The sequence below is a fragment of the Clostridium sp. cel8 genome, assembly GCF_014050525.1.
GTDB lineage: Bacteria > Bacillota > Clostridia > Clostridiales > Clostridiaceae > Clostridium_B.
The window spans coordinates 119,300-141,736 of record NZ_JACGAG010000004.1; the positions used below are offsets into that span (position 1 = coordinate 119,300).

Genomic DNA, 22,437 nt, shown 5'->3' on the forward strand with positions numbered 1-22,437 from the left:
ATTGGACTATTTTAGTGACTTAGACCTTACTAAGAAGTTATGTCAGCCTGGAGAAAAGTATTATTCTATGATAAATAAGATGGATGAAGAAGTCACTGAATTTGCTTGTAATTTTAAAGATGATTCTAGCAAAATGAGTGAATGGGGTCATAACTATTTTTGTGAACAAGATGGGGGAAGACTTATATTTGATTTAAATAAGCCACATTCTCATGTGTGTGAAATATGTGGAAAAGAATATAAGAGTAAAACTCTTGATAATGTATGGGTATATTTTTATAGAAATACTGCTATTGTTACATTACTAAAATCTGCTGCCCTCTATAACATTAGGGGAGAAGAAAGATATTTAGATTACATAAAAAAGATATTATCATTTTATGCAGATCATTATGAAGAATTTGTTATACATGCTAAAGACAAAATTGTAAAAGACTTAACGTATGATGTTGGTGGCGGTGCAAGGATAATGCCACAAGCATTAAATGAAGCAATAATGTTAGTGCGTATTATCAATGCCTTAGAAATGGTAAAAGATAAAATAGGGGAAGATTTTTTAGATAGAGTAAATAAAGAATTATTTATTCCTGCAACAAAATTACTTGAAGTTCAATTAATAAGAATTCACAATATTCCATGTTGGATAAATAGTGCTTTAGGAATGATTGGATTATTTACAAAAAATGAAGAATTATTGGACAGAATTTTTCATGGGGAATTTGGGATCAGAAATCAGCTAAAAAAAGGAGTTACAGAAGATGGATTCTGGTATGAAGGATCTATTCATTACAATTTCTTTTTGTTAGAAGGAGTAACAAATTTACTGTTATTTACTAAACTTTATGATTATGATTTTGGAAAAGAAGAAAATATTGTAAAAAAGATGTTTATTTCTGCATATTATTATGCTTTTGATAATGATGTATTACCTAATCCTAACGATGGGTGGCCAAATGTTAATTTAAAAACATATAGTTATATTTATAATACAGCAACTAAAATTTTTGGTGAAGATAGTGAAGTAGGGAATTTATTGAAAAATATTGAAAATGGTAAATTAGAACGTGGAATTATTCCTCTATCAAGACCATATTATTTTGATAATAAAATACCACTGGAGAGATTAATTTTCAATCCAAACTTAAATCTTGATAATGCAAAACCAATCAAACGTAAATCAAATAATTATCCATCATCTTATTATGGCATTCTTAGGAATAATAAGATAAATGTGTTTTATAAATATGGACACAAAGGTCCTTCACATGCACATCCAGATAAAATGAATATTGAAGTCATGGTAGGAAACTCAATATTAACAAGGGATTTATCAAATGCAGGTTATGCTTCACGTTTGTGTAATCAATGGCATCGAATGTCTGTATCTCATAATACGGTAGTTGTTGATGGAAAGAATCATGTTTCTAGTGCTGGTGGTAAAGTCTTGAAATTTACAGATACAAGTTTACATGCAACTTCAGAAAATGTTTATGATGGTGTAGATTATACAAGAAAGATAGATATACTTCCAGCTGGATTTAAAGATGAGTTCGATGTAAATTCATCAGATATTCACACATATGATTGGTTCTTTCACAGTCAAGCTAAGCTTTTATCAGAACTAAAATATGAAAAAGCTGAGTTAGGCTTTACAGAAAATGGATATCAACACATACAGGATATAAAAAGAGTAATTACTGATAATGATAGTGTAGTACTAAAATGGGATTTGAATGGAAAAATTATAAAAAGTGAGATAGACACTAAAGATAAAGAAATTTATATAGCTAAAACCTATGATAATCCAGCATCTCTTTTGCGTACTTCAATTATTTTAAGAGAGAAGAATAATAATTCTACATTTAGAATTATATGGACATTAGATTAAATATAAAATAGGAGGTAAGTTTTAATGAAGGAACAGTACTTTTTTCATAACAAAGATATTAAATTAGAGAAGTTAGAGGATAAAATCCAAAGAAAAATTGTAGCACATGGTGGAAAAATGATGATAGCAGAGGTTCATTTTAAAGAAGGAGCTGTAGGGTCACTTCATAAGCATTTTCATGAACAAGTTACTTATTGCGTAAAGGGAAAGTTAGAATTCTATGTTGAAGGTGAGAAAACTATTATTGAAGCAGGAGATTCAATATATATGCCACCTAATAGTATGCATGGATGCAAGGTATTACAAGATGATACTGTTTTACTAGATATATTTACACCTCAAAGAGAAGATTTTCTAAATAAGAGTAATAAATAAGTATTTAATATTAAGATTTAATTTTGTTAAATTTTATTACTAAATTATATAAAAATATAAGGAGGAAATTCAAATGTCAAAAATTGCATTAATTACAGGAGCTACTTCAGGTATAGGACTTGCAACTGCAAAGGAGCTTGGAAAATCTGGTTATGATATTCTTATAAATGGAATTGTTGAAAAAGAAGCAGAAAAAGCAGTAAAAGATTTAAAAGCAGAAGGTATAAATGTTGAGTTTTTCAAAGCTGATGTAACAGATGAAAATTGCGTAAATGATATGTTTAAGAAAATTGGAGAAAAGTATGATAAACTTGATGTATTAGTAAATTGTGCTGGAGGATTAGGTGGAAGATCTCGTTTTGAAAATATGACTACTGAATTCTATAGAAAAGTTATGGGATTAAACCTAGATAGTGTATTCTTTGTATCCCGTGCAGCTATACCATTTTTAAAGAAAGGTGAAAATCCTTCTATAATTAATTTTGCATCTATTGCATCTTATAATGCAGGTGGTCCAGGAGCAGGAATATATGGTACTGCAAAAGCTGGAGTTTTAACTATGACTCGTGCTTTAGCTAAGGATTTAGTTGAATACGGTATAAGAGTAAATGCTGTTTCACCTGGAACTATAGATACACCATTCCATGCAGCTACAAAGAGAGAAATAATGGAAACTTGGAAAAATGGAATTTTAATGAAGAGATTTGGAGAAGCTTCAGAAGTTGCTACAGTCATCGAATTTCTAGTTTCTGATAAAGCATCATATTTGACTGGTGAAGTTATTCAAATAAATGGTGGACAAGATTTTAGATAAATTGAAAAATGATTAGTTAAACATAAATTATTATAACCACAGGAATCCTGTGGTTATAATAATTTAATATTGATGTCTAATATTATCTATAAAATGCTAGTAAATTATAAAATACTAGTAAAAAGGAGTGTTATTATGAGTGAATTTTTGACTATTGGAGAGCCGCTAACTTTATTCGGAGCCAGTGGAGAAAGTGAAATGGATAAGGAATTAAAAGATGTAAAATTTTTTGAGAAATTTTTAGCAGGTGCTGAAGTAAATATTTGTGTAGGGTTGTCAAGGCTAGGACATTCAACACAATATATTACAAAACTTGGTAGTGACCCTTTTGGAGATTTTATAAAGGAAAGTTTGCATAAAAATAATATAGGTATTGATTATGTAAGTTCAACTGAAGAGTATTTCACTGGATATGAATTGAAGTCTAAAGTTAGCTCAGGAGATCCTAAAATTTACTATTTTAGAAAGAATTCTGCTGCTTCACATTTTTCAAAACATGATCTAAACAAATTGAATTTGGATCAAGTTAAATATGCTCATTTAACAGGTATATTTCCTGCTTTATCTAAGGAATGTAGAGAGGCTGTATATGAACTCATAAAATTATTGAAAGAAAAGAATATAAATATTACTTTTGACCCTAATTTGCGCCCTCAACTTTGGGAATCAAAAGAAAAGATGATAAGTGTAATTAATGATATTGCATTTAAAAGTGATATTGTACTTCCGGGTATAAGTGAAGGATTAATTTTAACTGGAAGTGAAGATCCAAATAAAATTGCAGATTTTTATTTAGATAAAGGCGTTAAAATTGTAATTGTAAAGTTGGGAAGCAAAGGAGCTTTTGTTAAATCAAAAGAAACATCTTATGAAGTTAAAGGTTTTAAAGTTGATAAGGTTGAAGATACTGTTGGTGCAGGAGATGGGTTTGCAGTAGGAGTTATAAGTGGACTTTTAGAAGGGTTATCAGTTAAGGATTCAGTAAAAAGAGGTACTGCAATAGGGGCACTTGCTGTAATGTCTGCAGGAGATAGCGATGGATATCCAAATAGACAGGAACTTGAAAGATTTATGAATGGAAAAGTTGATGCTAATATTATATGAAATATTTATATAATTTGAATATTTCATAATATTATTAATTTATTTTAACATAATTTTTATATATGTCATTAGATAGTTAAATTATGTAAAATATATATCATGGGAGATGTTTTTTGCATCTCCCTTTATTAGTAATACCTTATTTACTAAAATATTAAGTTATAAAGTTATGTTATTTTTGAGTAACTGTTGTTTTATCTTTAGGTATAGATTTTACTAACACAATTCCAATAAGAGAAACTATAGCACTTACTGCAACAAATATTAATCTTCCAGACAGGTTGTTAGGTATTAATGTGAGAGTAAATATGCATATTCCAACAACTATAATAAGTTTTCCTAATATTTTTCTTTGGTGATTATCTGTTGCTACCTCGTTTTCATGATCAGCTATTACCTTAGTGGATACATTATTAAAGAATAAATTAACTTCTTTTTCTCTCTCTTCTGAATATCCTTTGTAAAATAATTGTGAAATTAAGTAGAATGGAAGAGTTATTGTAAGATGAAGAATTATTGGTAAAGTCATGGAATGCATATCACCCCATTCTCTATCTGTAAGTGGATTAGGAAGTCCTAATAAATGTTGAATCATCTGAGGATTAGCTATAAATGCAACAAAATAAGACACACAAGCACCAACTAATATAGTTCCCCAACCTGCCCAATCTGGAGTTTTTTTCACAAAGAAACCTAGCAGAGAAGGAATTAATACTGGGAATGTAACCAAAGTACCAACCATCATCATTTTATTAAATAAGCTTGTATTTTGCATTGAATTCAATAATAAACCTGAAAAAATTATTAAAGATCCAAAAACTAATGTTGAGATTTTACTTACAATCATCAATCTTTTTTCATTAGCAGTAGTATTTATAATAGCTTTATAAAAACTTCTAACAAATATTCCCGTATTTGTATTAAGACCTGTATCCATAGATGGCATTGTTGAAGCAAACATAGCTGCAAGCATTAAGCCTACCATACCATTTGGCAATTCATTTCTAACAAATACAAAGTAAGTTGCATCTTTAATATTTTTCCCAAGTGTGTTAAGTCCCCAAGTCGATGGATTTGGAAAATTACCTGCAACAAACCAATCTGGAATAAACCATATAACTGGACCTATAAGCATTAAAATGCAGGCTAATAAGGCAGCCTTTTTGGCATTTTTACTATCTTTTGCACTTATGTATCTATAAGAAGTTGTAATACTGTTTGTACTAAAGAATTGTTTTGCAAATACAGCTAAAGTCCAAGCAACGAATAAGAACATGTAATTAATATCATGACCTGCAATAGGCATAGGAGGTAATCCTTTTTGAAACAGTGGAACAACACCACCGGATTTCCAAATGGCTATAATACTTGCAATAATAGATACGGACATAACTATGACCATTTGCAAAAAATTAGATGATATTATTGCCCAAGAACCACCGCTTACTGCTATAAGAATAACAATTATTCCAGTTACAATAATAGTAGTAGACATAGGTATATTAGTGACAGCACTAACAAAAATAGCTAATGCATTTAGAGCTATTCCCGATGATAAAATACTTGATGGTACAGTTGCCCAAGTAAATACTTGTTCATTTAATTTTCCATATCTTAGCCTTATGCCTTCCATTGGGGTTACTACTCTCATTTGTCTTGCTTTTTCAGCAAAAAACAAATAGTTACCAAAATAACCTATAGCATTTCCTAAAAATATAATTAGAACTGCTAGTCCATCCGTGAAAGCCTTTCCAGCAGCTCCTGTAAAGGACCATGCACTAAATTGTGTCATAAATGCAGTTGCCCCTACCATCCACCATAGCATTTTACCACTTCCTCTAAAATAATCACTAGTAGAAGATGTGAATTTTCTAAAAAACCATCCAATTAATATTAGAAAGGTAAAATAAACAATTACTATAAAAATATCCATATATTTACACTTCCCTGTTTTAAATATTTAATGTATAGTAAAGAAAAGTTGATTTATATTTTAGTTGATTTTTGTGACGATAAATTATATATAAATATGATAGAAATTTTTTATAAAGAAATAAAATATGGAGAAAAACTCAATTAATAAAAATTGATTTATCCATAATTTTTTTGTTAAAATATTTTTATGAAAGATATTTTTCACTATTTTTATTAAAGTTGTTCTGGTAAATGGTTTGTTATACAATTAAAAGTTAATTTTATCTATATTTTTATGAAATTTTATTGTAAACTTTTCTCAACTATATTGATAGTTTACAGCATTTTATTTTTTTAGTCAATAATATTGTTTCACAATATAAAACTATATTTTGTTTAAGTAAATAGGATAAAGTGATATAATTAACTTAAAATTATATTTTAAAATTGGAGGATAGCGCTATAATTATGAATAATAATTCAGAAAACTCAAATTTCGTACAATCAGTGGATAAAGCATTAGAAATATTAAATGCTTTAGCTGAATATCCAAAAGGATGTGGAATTGCAGAACTTTCAAAACAGCTGGGATTGAATAAAAGTACTATACATAGAATACTTTCTACTTTAAAAAATAAAGAATATGTAATAAAAAATGATGAGAACAGCAAATATATGTTAGGTACTCAAATATTATACCTTGCATCCAGCTTAAAAAGTGGAATTGATCTAGTAAATATAGCTAAACCATACATAACTAAATTAGTTAATAAAATTGGTGAAGTTGCTCACTTGTGTATTCCAGAGGAATCATTTAAAAATATTATTTACATAGATAAAATAACACCTAATTACGAAAATAGAGGTATAAATATGGCATCAAAAATAGGTAAAAAGGCACCTATTTATTGTACAGCATCGGGGAAATTGCTTCTTTCTCAATTTTCTGATGAAAAAATAGAGGGTATACTTGAAGGAATTAATTTTATAAAGCGTACTAAAAATACAATTGTAGATAAAGAGAGTATGCTCGAAGAAATAAAAAAAATTCGCATTAATAAGTATGCACTTGATAGAATTGAAAATGAGGATGGAATAATATGTATTGCAGTTCCTATTTTTAATTCAAAGGGGGAGATGTGTGCAACTATAAGTATATCATCAGTAATATTATTTAATTCTATTGAAGATTTGTTAGGTTATAAAGATGAACTATTTAAAATTTCTAGTACGATAAGTAAGCTGCTTGGATTTATGCCTTAACATATGAAATTATATTTTGCATAGCGAAATATATATAAAATTCTTTGAGTGAATTATTAAGTTTGGAGATGGTTAAATATGGCTAACGCTAATAAAAAATTGATGGGATATATCGGAACATATACAACAGGAGAAAGTAAAGGCATATATAAGTTTAAATTAAACGTAAGCAATGGAAAAATAGAAGATGTGGATTTAGCAGCGCATATTGAAAATCCTACATATCTCTGTATTGATAATGATAATAAATATCTGTATTCTGTAGCAAAATCATGTAAAAGAGGTGGAGTTGCATCATTTTTAATTGAAAATTCTACAGGAAAACTTAAATTTTTAAACTCTCAACTATCAACTGGTAAACCTCCTTGTTATGTAAGTATTGATAATAATAGAAAATATCTGTTTTCTGCAAACTATCATAAAGGGAATATTGAAACTTTTCCAATAGATGAAGATGGAAGCCTCAAATTAAGAACATCTGTTGTAATCCATAAGGGATCAGGACCACATAAAAATCAAGAAAGTGCACATTTGCATTATGTTTCACCTACTCCAGATCAAAAGAATTTATATGCAATTGACCTTGGATGTGATACTTTATCCGTATATAACATAGAAAATGGTATTTTAAAAGAAAATAGAAAAGCCTTGTTTAAATTTCAGCCTGGCTCAGGTCCTAGACACTTGGTAGTTCATCCAAAACTTAATTACATATATGTAATAACTGAGTTAACATCTGAAATAGTGGTATTAAAATATAATGAAATAAATAGTGAATTTGAATTTATTCAAAAAGTATCAACTCTTCCCGAAAATTATACTGAAAGTAGTGCAGGTGGTGCTATACATATATCATATGATGGTAAATATTTGTATGCTTCAAATAGGGGACATGACAGTATAGCAGTATTTGAAATTAATACTTGCTCAGGTAAAGTGAAACCTATTCAATATATTTCAACATATGGAAGTTTTCCAAGAGATTTTGAGATTGATCCTACAGGAGAATTTATAGTGGCAGCAAATCAAAATTCTAATAATATAGTACTATTTAAAAGAGATGTGGAAAATGGAAAACTTGACTTAATTGATAAAAATATAAGTGTGCCTAATCCTGTGTGTATAAAATTTATATATGAGTAGATGGCCAAAGTAATAAAAGATATATGGAGTACGGTGGATAAATTCCAAATCTTTGACATTGCATTTATATGGAGTTAAAATTAATAATTAAATATATGAAACATTAGGGGGCTAAAAATGTCGTATACAAGAGTTAAATATGATGGGTTAAAAAAGATGTGTGACCTTGTTTTTGAAAAGTTTGGATTCAGCAGTGAAGATAGTAAAACAATAACAGATGTTTTACTTCTTTCAGACTTATTTGGGATAGAATCTCATGGAATTCAAAGACTTGTAAAATACTATAGTGAAATAAAAAAAGGACTTATATTAGTAGATTCAAAACCTAAGATAGTTAAAGAAACACCAGTATCTGTAACTTTAGATGGACAAGCTGGTATGGGGCAACTAATAGGAAGAGAAGCTATGAATATGGCAATTAAAAAAGCTAAAACTGTAGGAATAGGAATGGTAACTGTTAGAAATTCAAATCATTATGGAATAGCTGGATACTATGCAAGAATGGCTGAAAAGCAAGGACTAATTGGAATATCAATGACAAATTCACCAGCAGTTATAGTTCCTACTTTTGGGAAAGAAGCTATGTTAGGTACAAATCCTATTGCTATATCCATACCTGCAGAACCTTATCCATTTTTGATGGACATGGCTACAAGTGTTGTTACAAGAGGAAAGGTAGAGGTTTACAATAAGAGAGGAGAGCCTCTTCCAGAAGGCTGGGCCTTAAATGCTGATGGACAGGATACTACAGATCCACAAGATATTTTGTATAATGTGCCAAGACATCTTGGAGGTGGAATAGTTCCACTTGGAGGTTCTAAAGAACTTACAGGAGGACATAAGGGATATGGCTTCGCTCTTGCAGTAGAAATATTTACTGCAATTTTATCTGGTGGACTTACAGGAAACTATGTTCATTTAGATGGAAAAAATGGATCCGGTACTTGTCATTATTTTTGTGCTATAGATCATAGCATATTTGGAGATAAAAAATCTATAGAGAAGGGACTTTCTAAATATTTAAATGAATTGAGAAATTCTAAAAAAGCAAAAGATGCTGTTAGAATATATACTCATGGAGAAAAAGAAGTTGAAGCTTATAATGACAAGATGAAAAATGGAATTCCAATGAATGATAATACACTTAATGAAATATATGATATATGTAAGTATTTTGATATAAATCCTAAAGATTATATAATAAAATTAGATTAATTATGTGTTGACAATATAAGATTCATATTTTATCATAAAATGTGAATCTTATATTAATAAAATACTAAGAAGAGGACTAGTAAAAATATATGCTTTTTTAGAGAGGAAACTATTTGGTGAAAAGTTTCTATGGCAATTATTTTGAACCTACCTTGGAGTTCTGTAATTAAAGTTACAGCGGCATACGTCGTTAAAATAAAGAGTGAATGTGTTTAGTAATATATTAATCAGGGTGGCACCGCCGATATAACCTCGGTCCCAGTATTGGGATGGGGGAGTTTTTATTTAGTAAAAAATAGGAGGAAAGTTGTAATGACAAAATCAAAAAAAAGAGTTAAAGAGATAACATCTAGAGATGAGGATTTTGCTCAGTGGTACACTGATATAGTAAAAAAAGCTGAATTAGCTGATTATTCAAGTGTAAAAGGATGTATGATAATAAGGCCATATGCATATGCAATGTGGGAGAGAATACAGAGATATCTTGATGATAGATTTAAAGAAACAGGACATGAAAATGTATATATGCCAATATTTATACCAGAGAGTCTTCTTCAAAAAGAGAAGGATCATGTTGAAGGATTTGCACCAGAAGTTGCATGGGTTACCCATGGTGGAGAGGAAGAGTTAACTGAGAAGCTTTGTGTAAGGCCTACTTCAGAAACTTTATTTTGTGAACACTATGCTAAGATAATTCAATCCTACAAAGATCTTCCTAAGCTATATAATCAATGGTGTTCCGTAGTTAGGTGGGAGAAAACAACTCGTCCATTTTTAAGAACTACAGAATTTTTGTGGCAAGAAGGTCATACTATACACGAAACAAAAGAAGAAGCGGAAAATGAAACTATAAGAATGCTTAACATATATGCTGAATTATGTGAGGATATACTTGCAATACCTGTTTTAAAGGGTAAAAAAACAGAAAAGGAGAAATTTGCAGGAGGAGATAGTACTTATACAATAGAAGCTCTTATGCATGATGGAAAAGCACTTCAAGCAGGTACATCTCATTTCTTGGGACAAAATTTTGCTAAATCCTTTGGAATACAGTACTCAGATAGAGAAGGAAAGCTTCAATACATATATCAGACTTCATGGGGAGTAACAACTCGTCTTATAGGTGCTATTATAATGGTACATGGAGATGACAATGGACTTGTAATTCCACCTAAAATAGCTCCAATTCAAGTAGTTGTTGTACCTATAGCACAACATAAAGAGGGAGTACTTGAAAAGGCAAATGAACTTAAAGAAAGAATTGCAAAAGTTGCTAGAGTAAAATTAGATGACAGCGATAAAATGCCAGGATGGAAATTCAGTGAATATGAAATGAAGGGAATTCCAATTCGTCTTGAAGTTGGTCCTAAAGATATTGAAAAGAATCAAGTTGTACTTGCAAGAAGAGATACAGGAGAAAAGATATTTGTTCCAATGGATGAATTGGAAGAAAAGATACCTGAACTTTTAGATGATATCCACAAGAATATGCTTCAGACTGCAAGAGAATCTGTTAAAAATAAAACTCATGAAGCTCGTAATATGGATGAATTTAAGGATATAGTAGAAAATAAGACCGGATTTGTAAAGGCAATGTGGTGTGGTGATAGAGCTTGTGAGGATAAGATAAGAGAAGAAACAGGAGCTACTTCAAGATGTATACCATTTGAGCAAGATCATATTTCAGATACATGTGTATGTTGTGGTAAAAAGGCAAAACATCTTGTATACTGGGGTAGAGCATATTAATTATTTTTTAATATAGGAGGTTCATTATGGAAATAAATAAAAGAGCAGATGAGCTTAAAGATGATATGATAAAATCTATTCAAGAAGTTGTAAAGATAAAAAGTGTATTAGACGAGCCAAAGCCAGGAAAACCTTTTGGCGAAGGAGTTAATAAGGCCCTTGAAAAAGCTCTTGAAATTGCAGAAGAATTAGGATTTAAAACTGTTAATCTAGATGGTTATATGGGATACGCAGAGTACGGAGAAGGAGAAGATTATGTTGGAGTACTTGGACACCTCGATGTTGTACCTGAAGGGGAAGGATGGAAATTTCCACCTTATGGAGCTGAAATACATGATGGTAAAATGTATGGAAGAGGTACAATGGATGACAAAGGACCTATTATTACAACACTTTATTCTCTGAAAATATTAAAGGATTTAAAATTGCCACTTTCAAAAAAAGTTAGAATTATATTTGGTACAAATGAAGAAAGTGGATGTTCTGAAGTAGAGTATTACAACAACAGAGAAAAGCCTCCTGTATATGGATTTACTCCAGATGGAGAATATCCTATTATATATGGAGAAAAGGGAATAACTGTATTTAATTTAGTAAAAGATATTAACATAAATCATAATGGAAATATTGTTGTAGAATATATAAAAGGCGGAGAGAGAGCAAATGTAGTTCCAAACTATTGTGAAGCTGGTCTAAAAGCTAAAAATGTAAGTGAGGTTGTGAAATCATTAAAAGAACTAGCTAGTAAAAATGGATTTGATTCAGATATAGAATTGAAAGATGAAACGATTGTAGTAAAGGTCAAGGGACTTGCAGCTCATGGCAGCACACCTGAACTTGGCAAAAATGCGGTTATGCAGATGTTTAAACTACTAGGAGATATTAATGCTGATAAGTCAGATATAATGGATGTAGTAAACTTCTTTAATAAGTATGTAGGATTTGAAACTGATGGAAAATCTTTTGGAGTAGCTCTTGAAGATAAGGAGTCTGGAAAACTTACATTTAATGTAGGAGCTGTAAATACTGAATCAAATAAGATATCAATAGCACTTAATTTAAGATATCCTGTAACTTGTAAGTACGATGATATGATGAATCCATTTAAGGCAAGAATAGATGGAAAGGGATTTAGAATTGAAGATATGATGCATCAAAAACCACTATTTTTCCCAGAAGATCATCCACTTATAAAGATTCTTCAGAAAGTATATACTGAACAAACTGGAGAAAAAGCTGAGCTTCTTGCAATTGGAGGAGGAACTTATGCAAAAGATATGCCTAATATGGTAGCTTTTGGTCCAATGGTTCCAGGTGAACCTGAAACAATTCACAATGCCAACGAATATATAAAGATTGATCAGATAGTGAGAAATGCTAAAATATATGCACATGCCATATATGAATTAGCTAAGTAATATAAATTATTCATCTGATATTAAAATCTCTGAGGGCCTTATTAATTTGTTGATAAGACTTTTGGAGATTTTATTTTAGTTATATGTATTAAAATAATATGAAAAATTTTATTTAGGTATTAGGAAAAATCATATTTATTGTTATAATATTAAGTATAGATGAATAAGATGGAGGACAGATATGTTCAATAATAAAAAGCTCAACAAGAAAAAAACTAGTAATAGAAGGTTTAAAAATAATAAATTCAATGATAATAAGTGGAAGTACACTATATACTATGTTTTACTTATAATTATGATAATGTTTTTCTTTAATGATTATCTAACCGAATTAAAGTCAAAGCATATAGAATATAGTGAATTTATAAATTATATCAATGAAAATAAAATTTCTCAAGTTGATATAGGCAAAGATAAATTAGTTATAGTACCAAAAGAAAATAGTGATGGAAAAGTTCTATATACTGAGAAAATTGATGATCCTAATTTGGTAGAACGATTAAATGAAGCTAAAGTAAAATATGGAGGAGTACCTCAGGAAAGTCCATTAATAAAAAACTTGTTTACAATACTAATTTCTACTATAATACTTATACTGGTATGGAAGTTTCTATTTGGAATATTTGGTAAAAAAATGGGCGGAGGAGTTATGTCCTTTGGCAAAAATACAGCAAAGATATATGCAGAAAATGAAACAGGAGTTAATTTTACAGATGTGGCAGGACAGGAAGAAGCAAAAGAATCACTAGTTGAAATAGTGGATTTTTTACATAATTCTCAAAGATATGTGGATATAGGAGCAAGACTGCCTAAAGGAGCTCTTTTAGTTGGCCCTCCTGGAACAGGAAAAACCCTTCTTGCAAAAGCAGTAGCAGGAGAAGCTAAAGTACCTTTTTTTTCTATATCAGGATCGGCTTTTGTAGAGATGTTTGTAGGTATGGGTGCAGCTAGAGTTAGAGATTTATTTAAACAGGCTCAAGAAAAAGCACCTTGTATAGTATTTATTGATGAAATAGATGCTATAGGAAAAAGTAGAGATGGAAATATATCTGGAAATGATGAAAGAGAACAGACATTAAATCAATTGCTTGCAGAGATGGATGGTTTTGATTCTTCAAAAGGAGTTGTTATACTTGCAGCTACAAACAGACCAGAAGTTTTAGATAAGGCACTTTTAAGACCTGGACGTTTTGATAGAAGAGTTATAGTTGATAGACCTGATTTAAAGGGAAGAGAAGAAATACTTAAAGTTCATATAAAAGGAGTTAAAGTTTCAGAAGATGTAGATTTAAATTCAATAGCTAAATCTACTCCTGGTGCAGTAGGTGCAGATCTTGCAAATATAATAAATGAGGCTGCTCTAAGAGCTGTAAAAAATGGGAGAAGTTCTGTAAAACAAGAGGACTTAGAAGAAGCAGTTGAAGTAATTATTGCCGGTAAAGAAAAGAAAGATAGGATACTTTCTCCAGAGGAAAAAAGACAAGTGGCATTTCATGAAGTTGGTCATGCGTTAATAGCTGCTCTTTTAAAACACACGGATCCGGTTCATAAAATAACTATAGTGCCAAGAACAATGGGAGCACTTGGATATACAATGCAGCTTCCAGAAGAAGAAAAATACCTTAATACAAAAGAAGAAATGTTAGATCAGATTTGTGTAATGTTAGGTGGAAGGTCAGCTGAAGAAGTAAAGTTCAACAGCATATCAACAGGAGCAGCAAATGATATAGAAAGGGCTACTCAAACAGCTAGAAACATGGTTACTATTTATGGCATGACAGATAGGTTTGATATGATGGGACTTGAATCTATGCAAAATAGATATTTGAATGGAAAACCAGTTAAAAATTGTAGTATTGAAACAGAAACTATAATTGACCAGGAAATATTGAATATAATAAAGAAAGCTCATAATAGAGCTAAAAATATACTTTTGAATAATATAGATCTTTTAAATTATATATCAAATACTCTTGTTGAGAAAGAAACACTTATGGGAAGTGAATTTATGGATATGATACATGAGTATAATAATAAAAAAAATAAACAAAATAATGAAAAAGTAGAAGATAAATCTGATAATAAAGAAAATAATTTTGTGAATGATTAATATATAATACAATGATTTTATAAAAATGGAGATAATTTTATGGAGAATGAGGAACTTAAAAAAGAGCTTTTAAAAGAAATTGAATTAAATAAGGAAAAAGATAAATTAAAACAAGTGATTCGTGAAATAAATAATCAAATGCTTTACTTCGTGGATGAGAGAAAAAAGGTAATAGATTTTATTTTGAAGTACCGAGAAAAAAATCTAGAAGAGTATAGAGATGACGAAGATAAAGGTATTGAGTATTTTAATCATGAGCTTTATGTAAAAGAAGAACAGTTTAAACTTATAGAAAAAAGACTTAGAGAATTTACTATACTTAAAAAATCACCTTACTTTGGAAAGGTATGTTTTGAGGATAGATATGGAGAAATGAATATATATATAGGGAGATTTGGACTCACAAATAAGGAAGAATATGAACCTCTAATTGTGGATTGGAGATCTCCTGTAAGTTCCCTTTTTTATCAAGGTAAGTTAGGTGAATGTGAGTATACTACACCTGAAGGAAAAGAAAAAGCAAATATTTTATCTAAAAGACAGTTCATTATAAAAAATGGTGAACTTCAGGGAATGTTTGATTCAAAATTGAATGTTAAAGATGAGATACTTCAATTTATTTTAAGTCAGAATACAAGCGAAAAATTAAAAGATATAGTTATGACAATACAAAAAGAGCAAGATGATCTTATAAGACAGCCTAGAGATTCTGTCATAGTGGTAAATGGAGTTGCTGGAAGTGGAAAGACTACTATAGCTCTTCATAGAGTAGCATATCTTTTATATAACTATAGAGCTGAATTGGAAGATAAAGTTCTCATACTTGGTCCTAATAGTATATTTATGGATTATATTTCAATGGTACTTCCAACTCTTGGAGAAGAAGGAGTAAAGCAGACAACTTTTAAAGAATTTGCATCTGAAATAATAGATCAAACTGGGGATATAATGGATTTTGGGGGATATATGGAAAATATATTGGAAGATAAAGCTGAATTCATACAGGATATAAAATATAAAAGATCAGCTCAATATATAAAAGATATGGATAGTTTAGTTGAAGACTTAGAAGAAAATTATTTTAAAATTAAAGATGTAAAGTTTTATGGAAAAGTAATAGCTAAAAAATCTGACATAGAAGATATGATGAACATATATTTTAAATCCATGCCTCTTTTTAAAAGGACAAGAAGAATATTGAGGATAATATTTTCTAAAATAAATGATGAAAGAAATAATATAGTAAAAAAGATACAAGAAGATTATGAAAATATGATATCAAATATGGGTGAAGAGGAACTCAATGATGTTGGAACTAATTTAGAATTTATACGAAGAAATAAAATAAGAGAAGTAATAGAAGAAGTAATAAGAATTAAAAAAGATACATTAGAATGGATTAAAAATCCTAATGTAATTGATGTGTACAATAAGTATAATGGAAATAAGAGAATAATATACGAAGATCTTGCCCCAATACTGTATTTAAAAATAAAATTAGAGGGATTAAAATATAAAAAGCATCTGAAGCATATAGTAATAGATGAGGCACAGGATTATTCAATTCTTCAGTTTAAAGTGCTTCGAGAGCTTACTGGATGTAATTCATTTACTATTGTAGGAGATGTTAATCAAAAAATTATACCAATAGATGAAGATTGTGCTATGATAAATCTTCATAAGGTATTTCCAGATTTAAATGTGAAGTATTTCCCACTTAATACAAGTTATAGATCTACAAGTGAGATTATGAACTATGCAAGTAGATATATTAAAAACAATAATGTAGTTGGAGTTAGAAATGGTGAATGCGTTGAAGAACATAAGTATGTTAATGATCATGATATAGTAGATGCTATAATTAATGATATTATGAAATTTAAGGAGTCTGGATATGAAAGTATTGCAGTTGTGTGTAGATCTTTGAGGGAAACTAAGACATTAGGTAAACTAATCTCACAAAAAATGCACATAACTTTATTTGATAGTGAGAATATAATATATTCAAAAGGTGAAGTAATTCTACCTAGTTATTTTGCAAAAGGACTTGAATTTGATGCAGTTATAATGATAGATAATTTCAAAGATTCATGTGAAAGTTTAAATAAGATAAAATATATAATGGCAACTAGAGCTCTTCATAAGTTATGTGTGTATAAAGTTTGATATATGAAATTTTATAAATCTTTCAGAAAGGATTTGAATTGTTATGAAAAGTTTACTTGATGTAATAGAATACGCTGAAAAATATCATAGTATGAGTAAAGAAGATATAGTAAGATTGTTTGAAGACAGTAAATATAACAATGAATTATTTAGAGCTGCAGATAGGACAAGGGAAAAGTATGTTGGGAATCCAGTTCATTTAAGAGGCCTTATAGAATTTTCTAATATATGCAAGAGAAATTGCATGTATTGTGGCCTTAGACGCGATAATAAAAATATAGAGAGATATAGAATAGATCCGGATGAAATTATAGAATTGGCTAGAAAGGCTGTTGGATATGGGTATAAAACTGTTGTAATGCAATCTGGAGAAGATGATTATTATACAGTAGATAAAATGAAATATATTATATCGAATATAAAAAAGATGGATGTTGCTATAACTTTAAGTATAGGTGAAAAGAGTTTTGAAGAATATAAAGCCTATAAAGAAGCAGGAGCAGATAGATATCTTTTGAGAATAGAAACTACTGATCCAAAACTCTATGAAGAGATGGATCCTGGAATGAGTCATGAAAATAGAAAAAGGTGTCTTAGAGATTTGAGAACTTTGGGTTATGAAGTGGGAACTGGATGTCTTATAGGACTTCCAGGGCAAACTATAGAATCCCTTGCTGATGACATATTGTTCTTTAAAAATATTGATGCTGACATGATTGGAGTTGGACCATTTATTCCTAATCAAGATACTCCTCTTAAAGATGCAACTGGTGGAGATTTTGAAACTGCAAGAAAAGTAGTTGCAATAACAAGACTTTTGATTCCAGATGCAAATATTCCAGCTACAACGGCTATGGAAACATTGAATCCTAAAGGAAGAGTTATAGCTTTGCAAAGTGGATCAAATGTAGTTATGCCAAATGTAACTGAGGGTATATATAGAAAATTGTATGCACTGTATCCTGGAAAAATATGTACAGGTGATACTCCAGCACATTGCGTAAATTGTATAACCGGTAAAATAGTAACAATAGGTAGAAAAGTTGCATCAACTAAAGGGTTTAGAATTAAAGTAGGATGCTAATTATATAGTTTTATAGGAGGAAAATTTATGACATATATGGAAGATGAAGAGAATGAAATTAAAAAAGCAAATCAGCTTATAGATTATATTTATGAAAGTCCAACGTCATTTCATGCAGTAAAAAATGCATCAAGACTTCTTAAATCACGTGGATTTACAGAAATTTTTGAAGGGGATAAATGGAATCTTAAAAAAGGTGGTAAGTATTTTGTAACAAAAAATCAATCTGCACTAATTGCGTTTACTATTGGAGATGGAGAAATAGAAGATATAGGGTTTAAAATAATAGCAGCTCATACGGATTCTCCTGGATTTAGATTAAAGCCTAATTCTGATATAGAAGTTGAAGGATCATATATAAAGTTCAATACTGAAGTATATGGTGAACCAATTTTAAATACATGGATGGATAGACCACTATCACTAGCAGGTAGAGTTTGTTTAAGAGGGAAAGATCCACTTCATCCTGATATAAGACTTGTAAATGTAAAAAGGCCTTTAATGGTAATACCTAATTTGGCAATACATTTAAATAGAAATATAAATTCAGGAATAAAGTTAAATAGACAGACTCATATGCTACCTCTAGTGGCTCTTGTAAATGAGAATTATAAAGGTCACAAATATATAAATGAGATAATTGCATCTGAAATTTCAGTTTCTCCTGATGAAATACTTGACTTTGATCTTTTTTTATATGAATTTGAAAAGGGAAGTATAGTTGGACAAAATAGAGAATTTATATCATCTGGAAGATTGGATGATTTAAGCATGGTATATCCTGGAATTGAAGCTATTTCAAGTTGTGAAGTAAAGCATGGAATAAATGTAATGGTGTGCTTTGACAATGAAGAAGTAGGAAGTACAACAAAACAAGGAGCAGATTCACCAATGCTTCTTTCAGTTTTAAGGAGAATAGCATTTAATTTTGGAAAAGATATAGAAGAATTTTATAGAGCAATATCTAAGTCGTTTATAATATCCTGTGACTTAGGCCATGCACTTCATCCAAATTACTTGGAAAAGTCAGATCCTGTAAACAGACCTATAATTAATAAAGGACCTGTTATAAAAATAAGTGCTAGCCAGAGTTACACAACAGATAGTGTATCAAGTGCTATATACAGAGAAATATGTAAAAATGCAAAAATACCTGTTCAAGTGTTTGTAAATCGTTCAGATGAAAGAGGAGGTTCAACTATAGGACCTATATCCTCAAGCCATGTAAATATTACATCTGTTGATATGGGAAATCCTATATTGTCTATGCATTCTATAAGAGAACTTGGTGGTGTAAAGGACTATTGTTATGCTGAAAGGTCATTTAAAAAATTTTACGATTTATAAAAATTTATAGTTGAAATATAAAAATATTTATGTTAAACTTAGAGCAATTTAATAAAAAAATACCTATGGTAGAGGTGCTGTAATTAAGAGTATTTGTTTTTAGCTGGCAGGCGTTTAGATTCAAAGAAAGGAATTACAGCCGAAGAAAGTAACTTGGCAAAGATACTTTCTGGGTTTGCACATAATATGTGTAAATCTGTCACTTGATTTAATTAGTGGAGAGCTACAAAGGTACACAAGATTGCATATTTATGCAGTAGAGGTGTCCCTTTACTGTATTTATTTTTATAAATTTTTAGGGAGTGATATTGTGGCAATAGTTGTTCAAAAGTATGGAGGAAGTTCTGTTAGTACAGTTGAGAAAATAAAAAATATAGCTAAAACTGTAATAAATAGAAAAAAAGCCGGTAACAGTATGATAATAGTAGTATCTGCTATGGGAGATACTACAGATGAACTTATAGACCTTGCTAATAAAGTTACGGATACTCCAGATAAGAGAGAACTTGATGCGTTACTGTCAACAGGTGAGATGAAGTCAGCAGCACTTCTTGCTATGGCTATTAAATCATTTGGTTTTGATGCTATAAGTTATACTGCATACCAAATAGGGATAAAAACTAGTGGTCAATATGGAAAATCTCTTATAGATGATATTGATGCAAACAAAATAAAAGATAGACTAGATGAAGGAAAAATAGTAATTGCAGCTGGATTTCAGGGCATAAATAAAGATGGAGATATAACTACACTTGGTCGGGGAGGATCTGACACAACTGCAGTAGCTATAGCAGCAAAATTAAACGGGATTTGTGAAATATATACTGATGTAGATGGGATATACAGCATTGATCCAAGGGATTATAAAGATGCAAAAAAATTATATGAGATAGATTATGAAGAAATGCTGGAACTTTCAAGTCTTGGTGCACAAGTAATGCATCCAAGGTCAATAGAACTTGGCCAAAAATATAATATACCAATATATGTTGGGCTTAGTAATAGTAAGATAAGAGGAACAGTTATAAAGGGGGATAAAAATATGAATATGGAAAATAAACCTGTAACAGGAGTTGCAACTAGCGATGAGGATATAGCAATAACAATAAAAAATGTGGATGAAAATATAAATTTAATATCTAATTTATTTGAAAGTATAGCTAGTAAGAAAATAAATATAGATATGATAAGTCAAACTGCACCTATAAATAATAAGATAAATATATCATTTACAATACCTAAAGTGGATGTAAATGAATGTTTGGATATATTGAAAGAGCATTGTGATATAAAGACACAGGTAGATATAGATGAAGATATAACTAAATTTTCTATAGTTGGTATAGGAATGAAGACAACTTCTGGAGTAGCTGCAAGGATGTTTAAGCTATTTAAGGAAAATAATATACAAGTAAAAATGATAACTACATCAGAAATAAGAGTTACATGTGCAATAAAACATGAAGATAAATTAAAGACTATTAAACTTGTAGCAAAAGAATTTAATCTTTAATTAATACTTAGGAGGAAACTTTTGTGAAATTATTCGACAATATGAAAGTTAAAAATAACATACTATATATAAATGATGTAAGTACAGTAGACTTGGTTGAGAAATTTGGAACGCCTCTTTATGTTATAGATGAAAAACTTACAAGAGAAAAATGTAATAGATATTACAGAGCATTTAAAGCAAATGAAGGGAAAAATAAAGTTGCATATGCAGGAAAGGCTTTTTTAACACTAGCCATGTGTCAATTGATTAATAGTGAGGGGCTCTATCTTGATGTTGTTTCAGCAGGAGAATTATATACTGCATATAAGAGCAATTTCCCTATGGAAAAGATTTATTTTCATGGAAATAACAAGACAATTGAAGAAATTAAAATGGCTATAAGGCTTGGAATAGGAAATTTTGTAGTGGATAATGTAGAAGAAATGAAAAATATAGATTCTATTGCAAGACAGGAAAACAAAGTTCAAAGTGTACTTCTTAGAGTTACTCCTGGAATAGAAGCACATACCCATGAGTATATAAAAACAGGTCAGATAGACTCTAAATTTGGATTTAATATAGAGAATAATGGAGTAATGAAAGCTGTAAAACAAGCTCTTGAATTCCCTAATATAAAGCTTTCAGGGCTTCACTGTCATATAGGATCACAGATATTTGAAGTAGAACCTTATTGTGAAGAAGTAGATGTAATGCTATCTTTAATTAAAGATATAAAGGATAAGTTTTCAATAGACATTTGTGAACTTGATCTTGGTGGAGGATTTGGAATATACTATGTTGAAGGTGATTCTCCAAAGCCAATAGAGGAGTTCTGTTCTGTTATTTTAGAGAAGGCGGAAAAGAAAGCCAGTGAACTTGGAATAGAATTACCTGCACTTGTAATTGAACCTGGAAGATCAATAATAGGAAATTCAGGCACTACACTTTATACTATAGGATCAATAAAGGATATACCTAATGTTAGAAAATATGTATCTGTAAATGGAGGAATGGCAGACAACATAAGACCTTCATTGTATAAAGCTAAATATGAATGTGCAATTGCAAATAGAGTGTATTCTGAAGAGAAAGAGAAAGTTACAATAGCAGGTAAGTTTTGTGAATCTGGTGATATACTTATAAAAGACGCAGAACTTGCTAAAGTTAGAATTGGGGATATTTTAGCTGTATTTACAACTGGAGCATACGGGTATTCTATGGCAAGCAATTACAATAAAGCTGAAAAACCTGCTGTAGTATTTGTAAATGGAAGCAACGCTTCCTTGGTATGTAAAAGACAAAGCCTTGAGGATGTAATACAGGGAGAACTTATGATTTAATTAATTTTATCA

At 30.1% G+C, this 22,437-nt stretch carries 16 protein-coding genes, 1 riboswitch and 1 other annotated feature; of the genes, 15 read left to right on the plus strand and 1 reads right to left on the minus strand.

Translation table 11 applies throughout. The features are described from left to right. Position 1 precedes the first annotated feature (1 nt). The 4 genes from H2684_RS05570 to H2684_RS05585 all read left to right on the plus strand — a co-directional run bounded on the left by H2684_RS05570 (position 2) and on the right by H2684_RS05585 (position 4,181). The gene (locus tag H2684_RS05570) at positions 2–1,888 is read left to right on the plus strand and encodes a heparinase II/III family protein (protein ID WP_182088421.1); all 1,887 of its coding nucleotides are present in this window, start codon (positions 2–4) and stop codon (positions 1,886–1,888) included. 24 nt (positions 1,889–1,912) lie between these two features. Beyond that, entirely contained in the window at positions 1,913–2,263 is a 351-nt protein-coding gene (locus H2684_RS05575) for a cupin domain-containing protein (RefSeq protein WP_182088422.1), read from the plus strand. Between the two features lie 73 nt (positions 2,264–2,336). Beyond that, a complete protein-coding gene (locus H2684_RS05580) occupies positions 2,337–3,077 on the plus strand; it encodes an SDR family NAD(P)-dependent oxidoreductase (protein ID WP_182088423.1) in 741 nt (246 codons plus the stop codon). A gap of 135 nt (positions 3,078–3,212) precedes the next feature. Beyond that, a complete protein-coding gene (locus tag H2684_RS05585) occupies positions 3,213–4,181 on the plus strand; it encodes a sugar kinase (protein ID WP_182088424.1) in 969 nt (322 codons plus the stop codon). Between the two features lie 172 nt (positions 4,182–4,353). Here H2684_RS05585 and H2684_RS05590 read toward each other — a convergent pair whose 3' ends face one another. After that, positions 4,354–6,114, minus strand: a complete 1,761-nt coding sequence (locus tag H2684_RS05590; protein WP_182088425.1) for a transporter — start codon at positions 6,112–6,114, stop codon at positions 4,354–4,356. Between the two features lie 449 nt (positions 6,115–6,563). On the opposite strand from H2684_RS05590, the gene H2684_RS05595 reads away from it, so the two are divergent. From H2684_RS05595 to lysA, 11 genes are all read left to right on the plus strand, one after another. Beyond that, positions 6,564–7,358: an IclR family transcriptional regulator gene (locus H2684_RS05595; protein WP_182088426.1), complete on the plus strand. Its 795-nt coding sequence runs from the start codon at positions 6,564–6,566 to the stop codon at positions 7,356–7,358. Positions 7,359–7,436: 78 nt separating this feature from the next. Continuing rightward, positions 7,437–8,501, plus strand: a complete 1,065-nt coding sequence (locus H2684_RS05600; protein ID WP_182088427.1) for a lactonase family protein — start codon at positions 7,437–7,439, stop codon at positions 8,499–8,501. Positions 8,502–8,618: 117 nt separating this feature from the next. After that, positions 8,619–9,716, plus strand: coding sequence for an Ldh family oxidoreductase (locus tag H2684_RS05605; RefSeq protein WP_182088428.1), 1,098 nt, complete (start codon positions 8,619–8,621; stop codon positions 9,714–9,716). Between the two features lie 57 nt (positions 9,717–9,773). Further along, positions 9,774–9,980: a binding site (T-box leader), on the plus strand. 48 nt (positions 9,981–10,028) lie between these two features. Then, positions 10,029–11,465, plus strand: a complete 1,437-nt coding sequence (proS, locus tag H2684_RS05610; protein ID WP_182088429.1) for a proline--tRNA ligase — start codon at positions 10,029–10,031, stop codon at positions 11,463–11,465. 26 nt (positions 11,466–11,491) lie between these two features. After that, positions 11,492–12,883, plus strand: a complete 1,392-nt coding sequence (pepV, locus tag H2684_RS05615; RefSeq protein WP_182088430.1) for a dipeptidase PepV — start codon at positions 11,492–11,494, stop codon at positions 12,881–12,883. Positions 12,884–13,064: 181 nt separating this feature from the next. Then, positions 13,065–14,993 carry an ATP-dependent zinc metalloprotease FtsH gene (ftsH, locus tag H2684_RS05620; RefSeq protein ID WP_182088431.1) on the plus strand — a complete coding sequence of 643 codons (1,929 nt, stop codon included), beginning with the start codon at positions 13,065–13,067 and terminating at the stop codon, positions 14,991–14,993. Between the two features lie 39 nt (positions 14,994–15,032). Next, positions 15,033–17,159, plus strand: coding sequence for a UvrD-helicase domain-containing protein (locus H2684_RS05625; RefSeq protein WP_182088432.1), 2,127 nt, complete (start codon positions 15,033–15,035; stop codon positions 17,157–17,159). A gap of 43 nt (positions 17,160–17,202) precedes the next feature. Continuing rightward, the gene (hydE, locus tag H2684_RS05630) at positions 17,203–18,243 is read left to right on the plus strand and encodes a [FeFe] hydrogenase H-cluster radical SAM maturase HydE (RefSeq protein WP_182088433.1); all 1,041 of its coding nucleotides are present in this window, start codon (positions 17,203–17,205) and stop codon (positions 18,241–18,243) included. A 27-nt stretch (positions 18,244–18,270) separates the two neighbouring features. Continuing rightward, positions 18,271–19,590, plus strand: a complete 1,320-nt coding sequence (locus H2684_RS05635; protein ID WP_243159289.1) for a M18 family aminopeptidase — start codon at positions 18,271–18,273, stop codon at positions 19,588–19,590. Positions 19,591–19,651: 61 nt separating this feature from the next. Continuing rightward, positions 19,652–19,824: riboswitch (Lysine riboswitch) on the plus strand. Between the two features lie 76 nt (positions 19,825–19,900). Beyond that, positions 19,901–21,103, plus strand: coding sequence for an aspartate kinase (locus H2684_RS05640; RefSeq protein ID WP_182088434.1), 1,203 nt, complete (start codon positions 19,901–19,903; stop codon positions 21,101–21,103). 23 nt (positions 21,104–21,126) lie between these two features. Then, positions 21,127–22,425 carry a diaminopimelate decarboxylase gene (gene lysA, locus H2684_RS05645; protein ID WP_182088435.1) on the plus strand — a complete coding sequence of 433 codons (1,299 nt, stop codon included), beginning with the start codon at positions 21,127–21,129 and terminating at the stop codon, positions 22,423–22,425. Positions 22,426–22,437: the final 12 nt, after the last annotated feature.

Excerpts from the sequence above, each read along its gene's own strand:
- H2684_RS05575 (WP_182088422.1), top strand. The coding sequence starts at position 1,913 with ATGAAGGAACAGTACTTTTTTCATAACAAAGATATTAAATTAGAGAAG.
- H2684_RS05580 (WP_182088423.1), top strand. The coding sequence starts at position 2,337 with ATGTCAAAAATTGCATTAATTACAGGAGCTACTTCAGGTATAGGACTT.
- H2684_RS05585 (WP_182088424.1), top strand. The coding sequence starts at position 3,213 with ATGAGTGAATTTTTGACTATTGGAGAGCCGCTAACTTTATTCGGAGCC.
- H2684_RS05590 (WP_182088425.1), bottom strand. The coding sequence starts at position 6,114 with ATGGATATTTTTATAGTAATTGTTTATTTTACCTTTCTAATATTAATT.
- H2684_RS05595 (WP_182088426.1), top strand. The coding sequence starts at position 6,564 with ATGAATAATAATTCAGAAAACTCAAATTTCGTACAATCAGTGGATAAA.
- H2684_RS05600 (WP_182088427.1), top strand. The coding sequence starts at position 7,437 with ATGGCTAACGCTAATAAAAAATTGATGGGATATATCGGAACATATACA.
- H2684_RS05605 (WP_182088428.1), top strand. The coding sequence starts at position 8,619 with ATGTCGTATACAAGAGTTAAATATGATGGGTTAAAAAAGATGTGTGAC.
- proS (WP_182088429.1), top strand. The coding sequence starts at position 10,029 with ATGACAAAATCAAAAAAAAGAGTTAAAGAGATAACATCTAGAGATGAG.
- pepV (WP_182088430.1), top strand. The coding sequence starts at position 11,492 with ATGGAAATAAATAAAAGAGCAGATGAGCTTAAAGATGATATGATAAAA.
- ftsH (WP_182088431.1), top strand. The coding sequence starts at position 13,065 with ATGTTCAATAATAAAAAGCTCAACAAGAAAAAAACTAGTAATAGAAGG.
- H2684_RS05625 (WP_182088432.1), top strand. The coding sequence starts at position 15,033 with ATGGAGAATGAGGAACTTAAAAAAGAGCTTTTAAAAGAAATTGAATTA.
- hydE (WP_182088433.1), top strand. The coding sequence starts at position 17,203 with ATGAAAAGTTTACTTGATGTAATAGAATACGCTGAAAAATATCATAGT.
- H2684_RS05635 (WP_243159289.1), top strand. The coding sequence starts at position 18,271 with ATGACATATATGGAAGATGAAGAGAATGAAATTAAAAAAGCAAATCAG.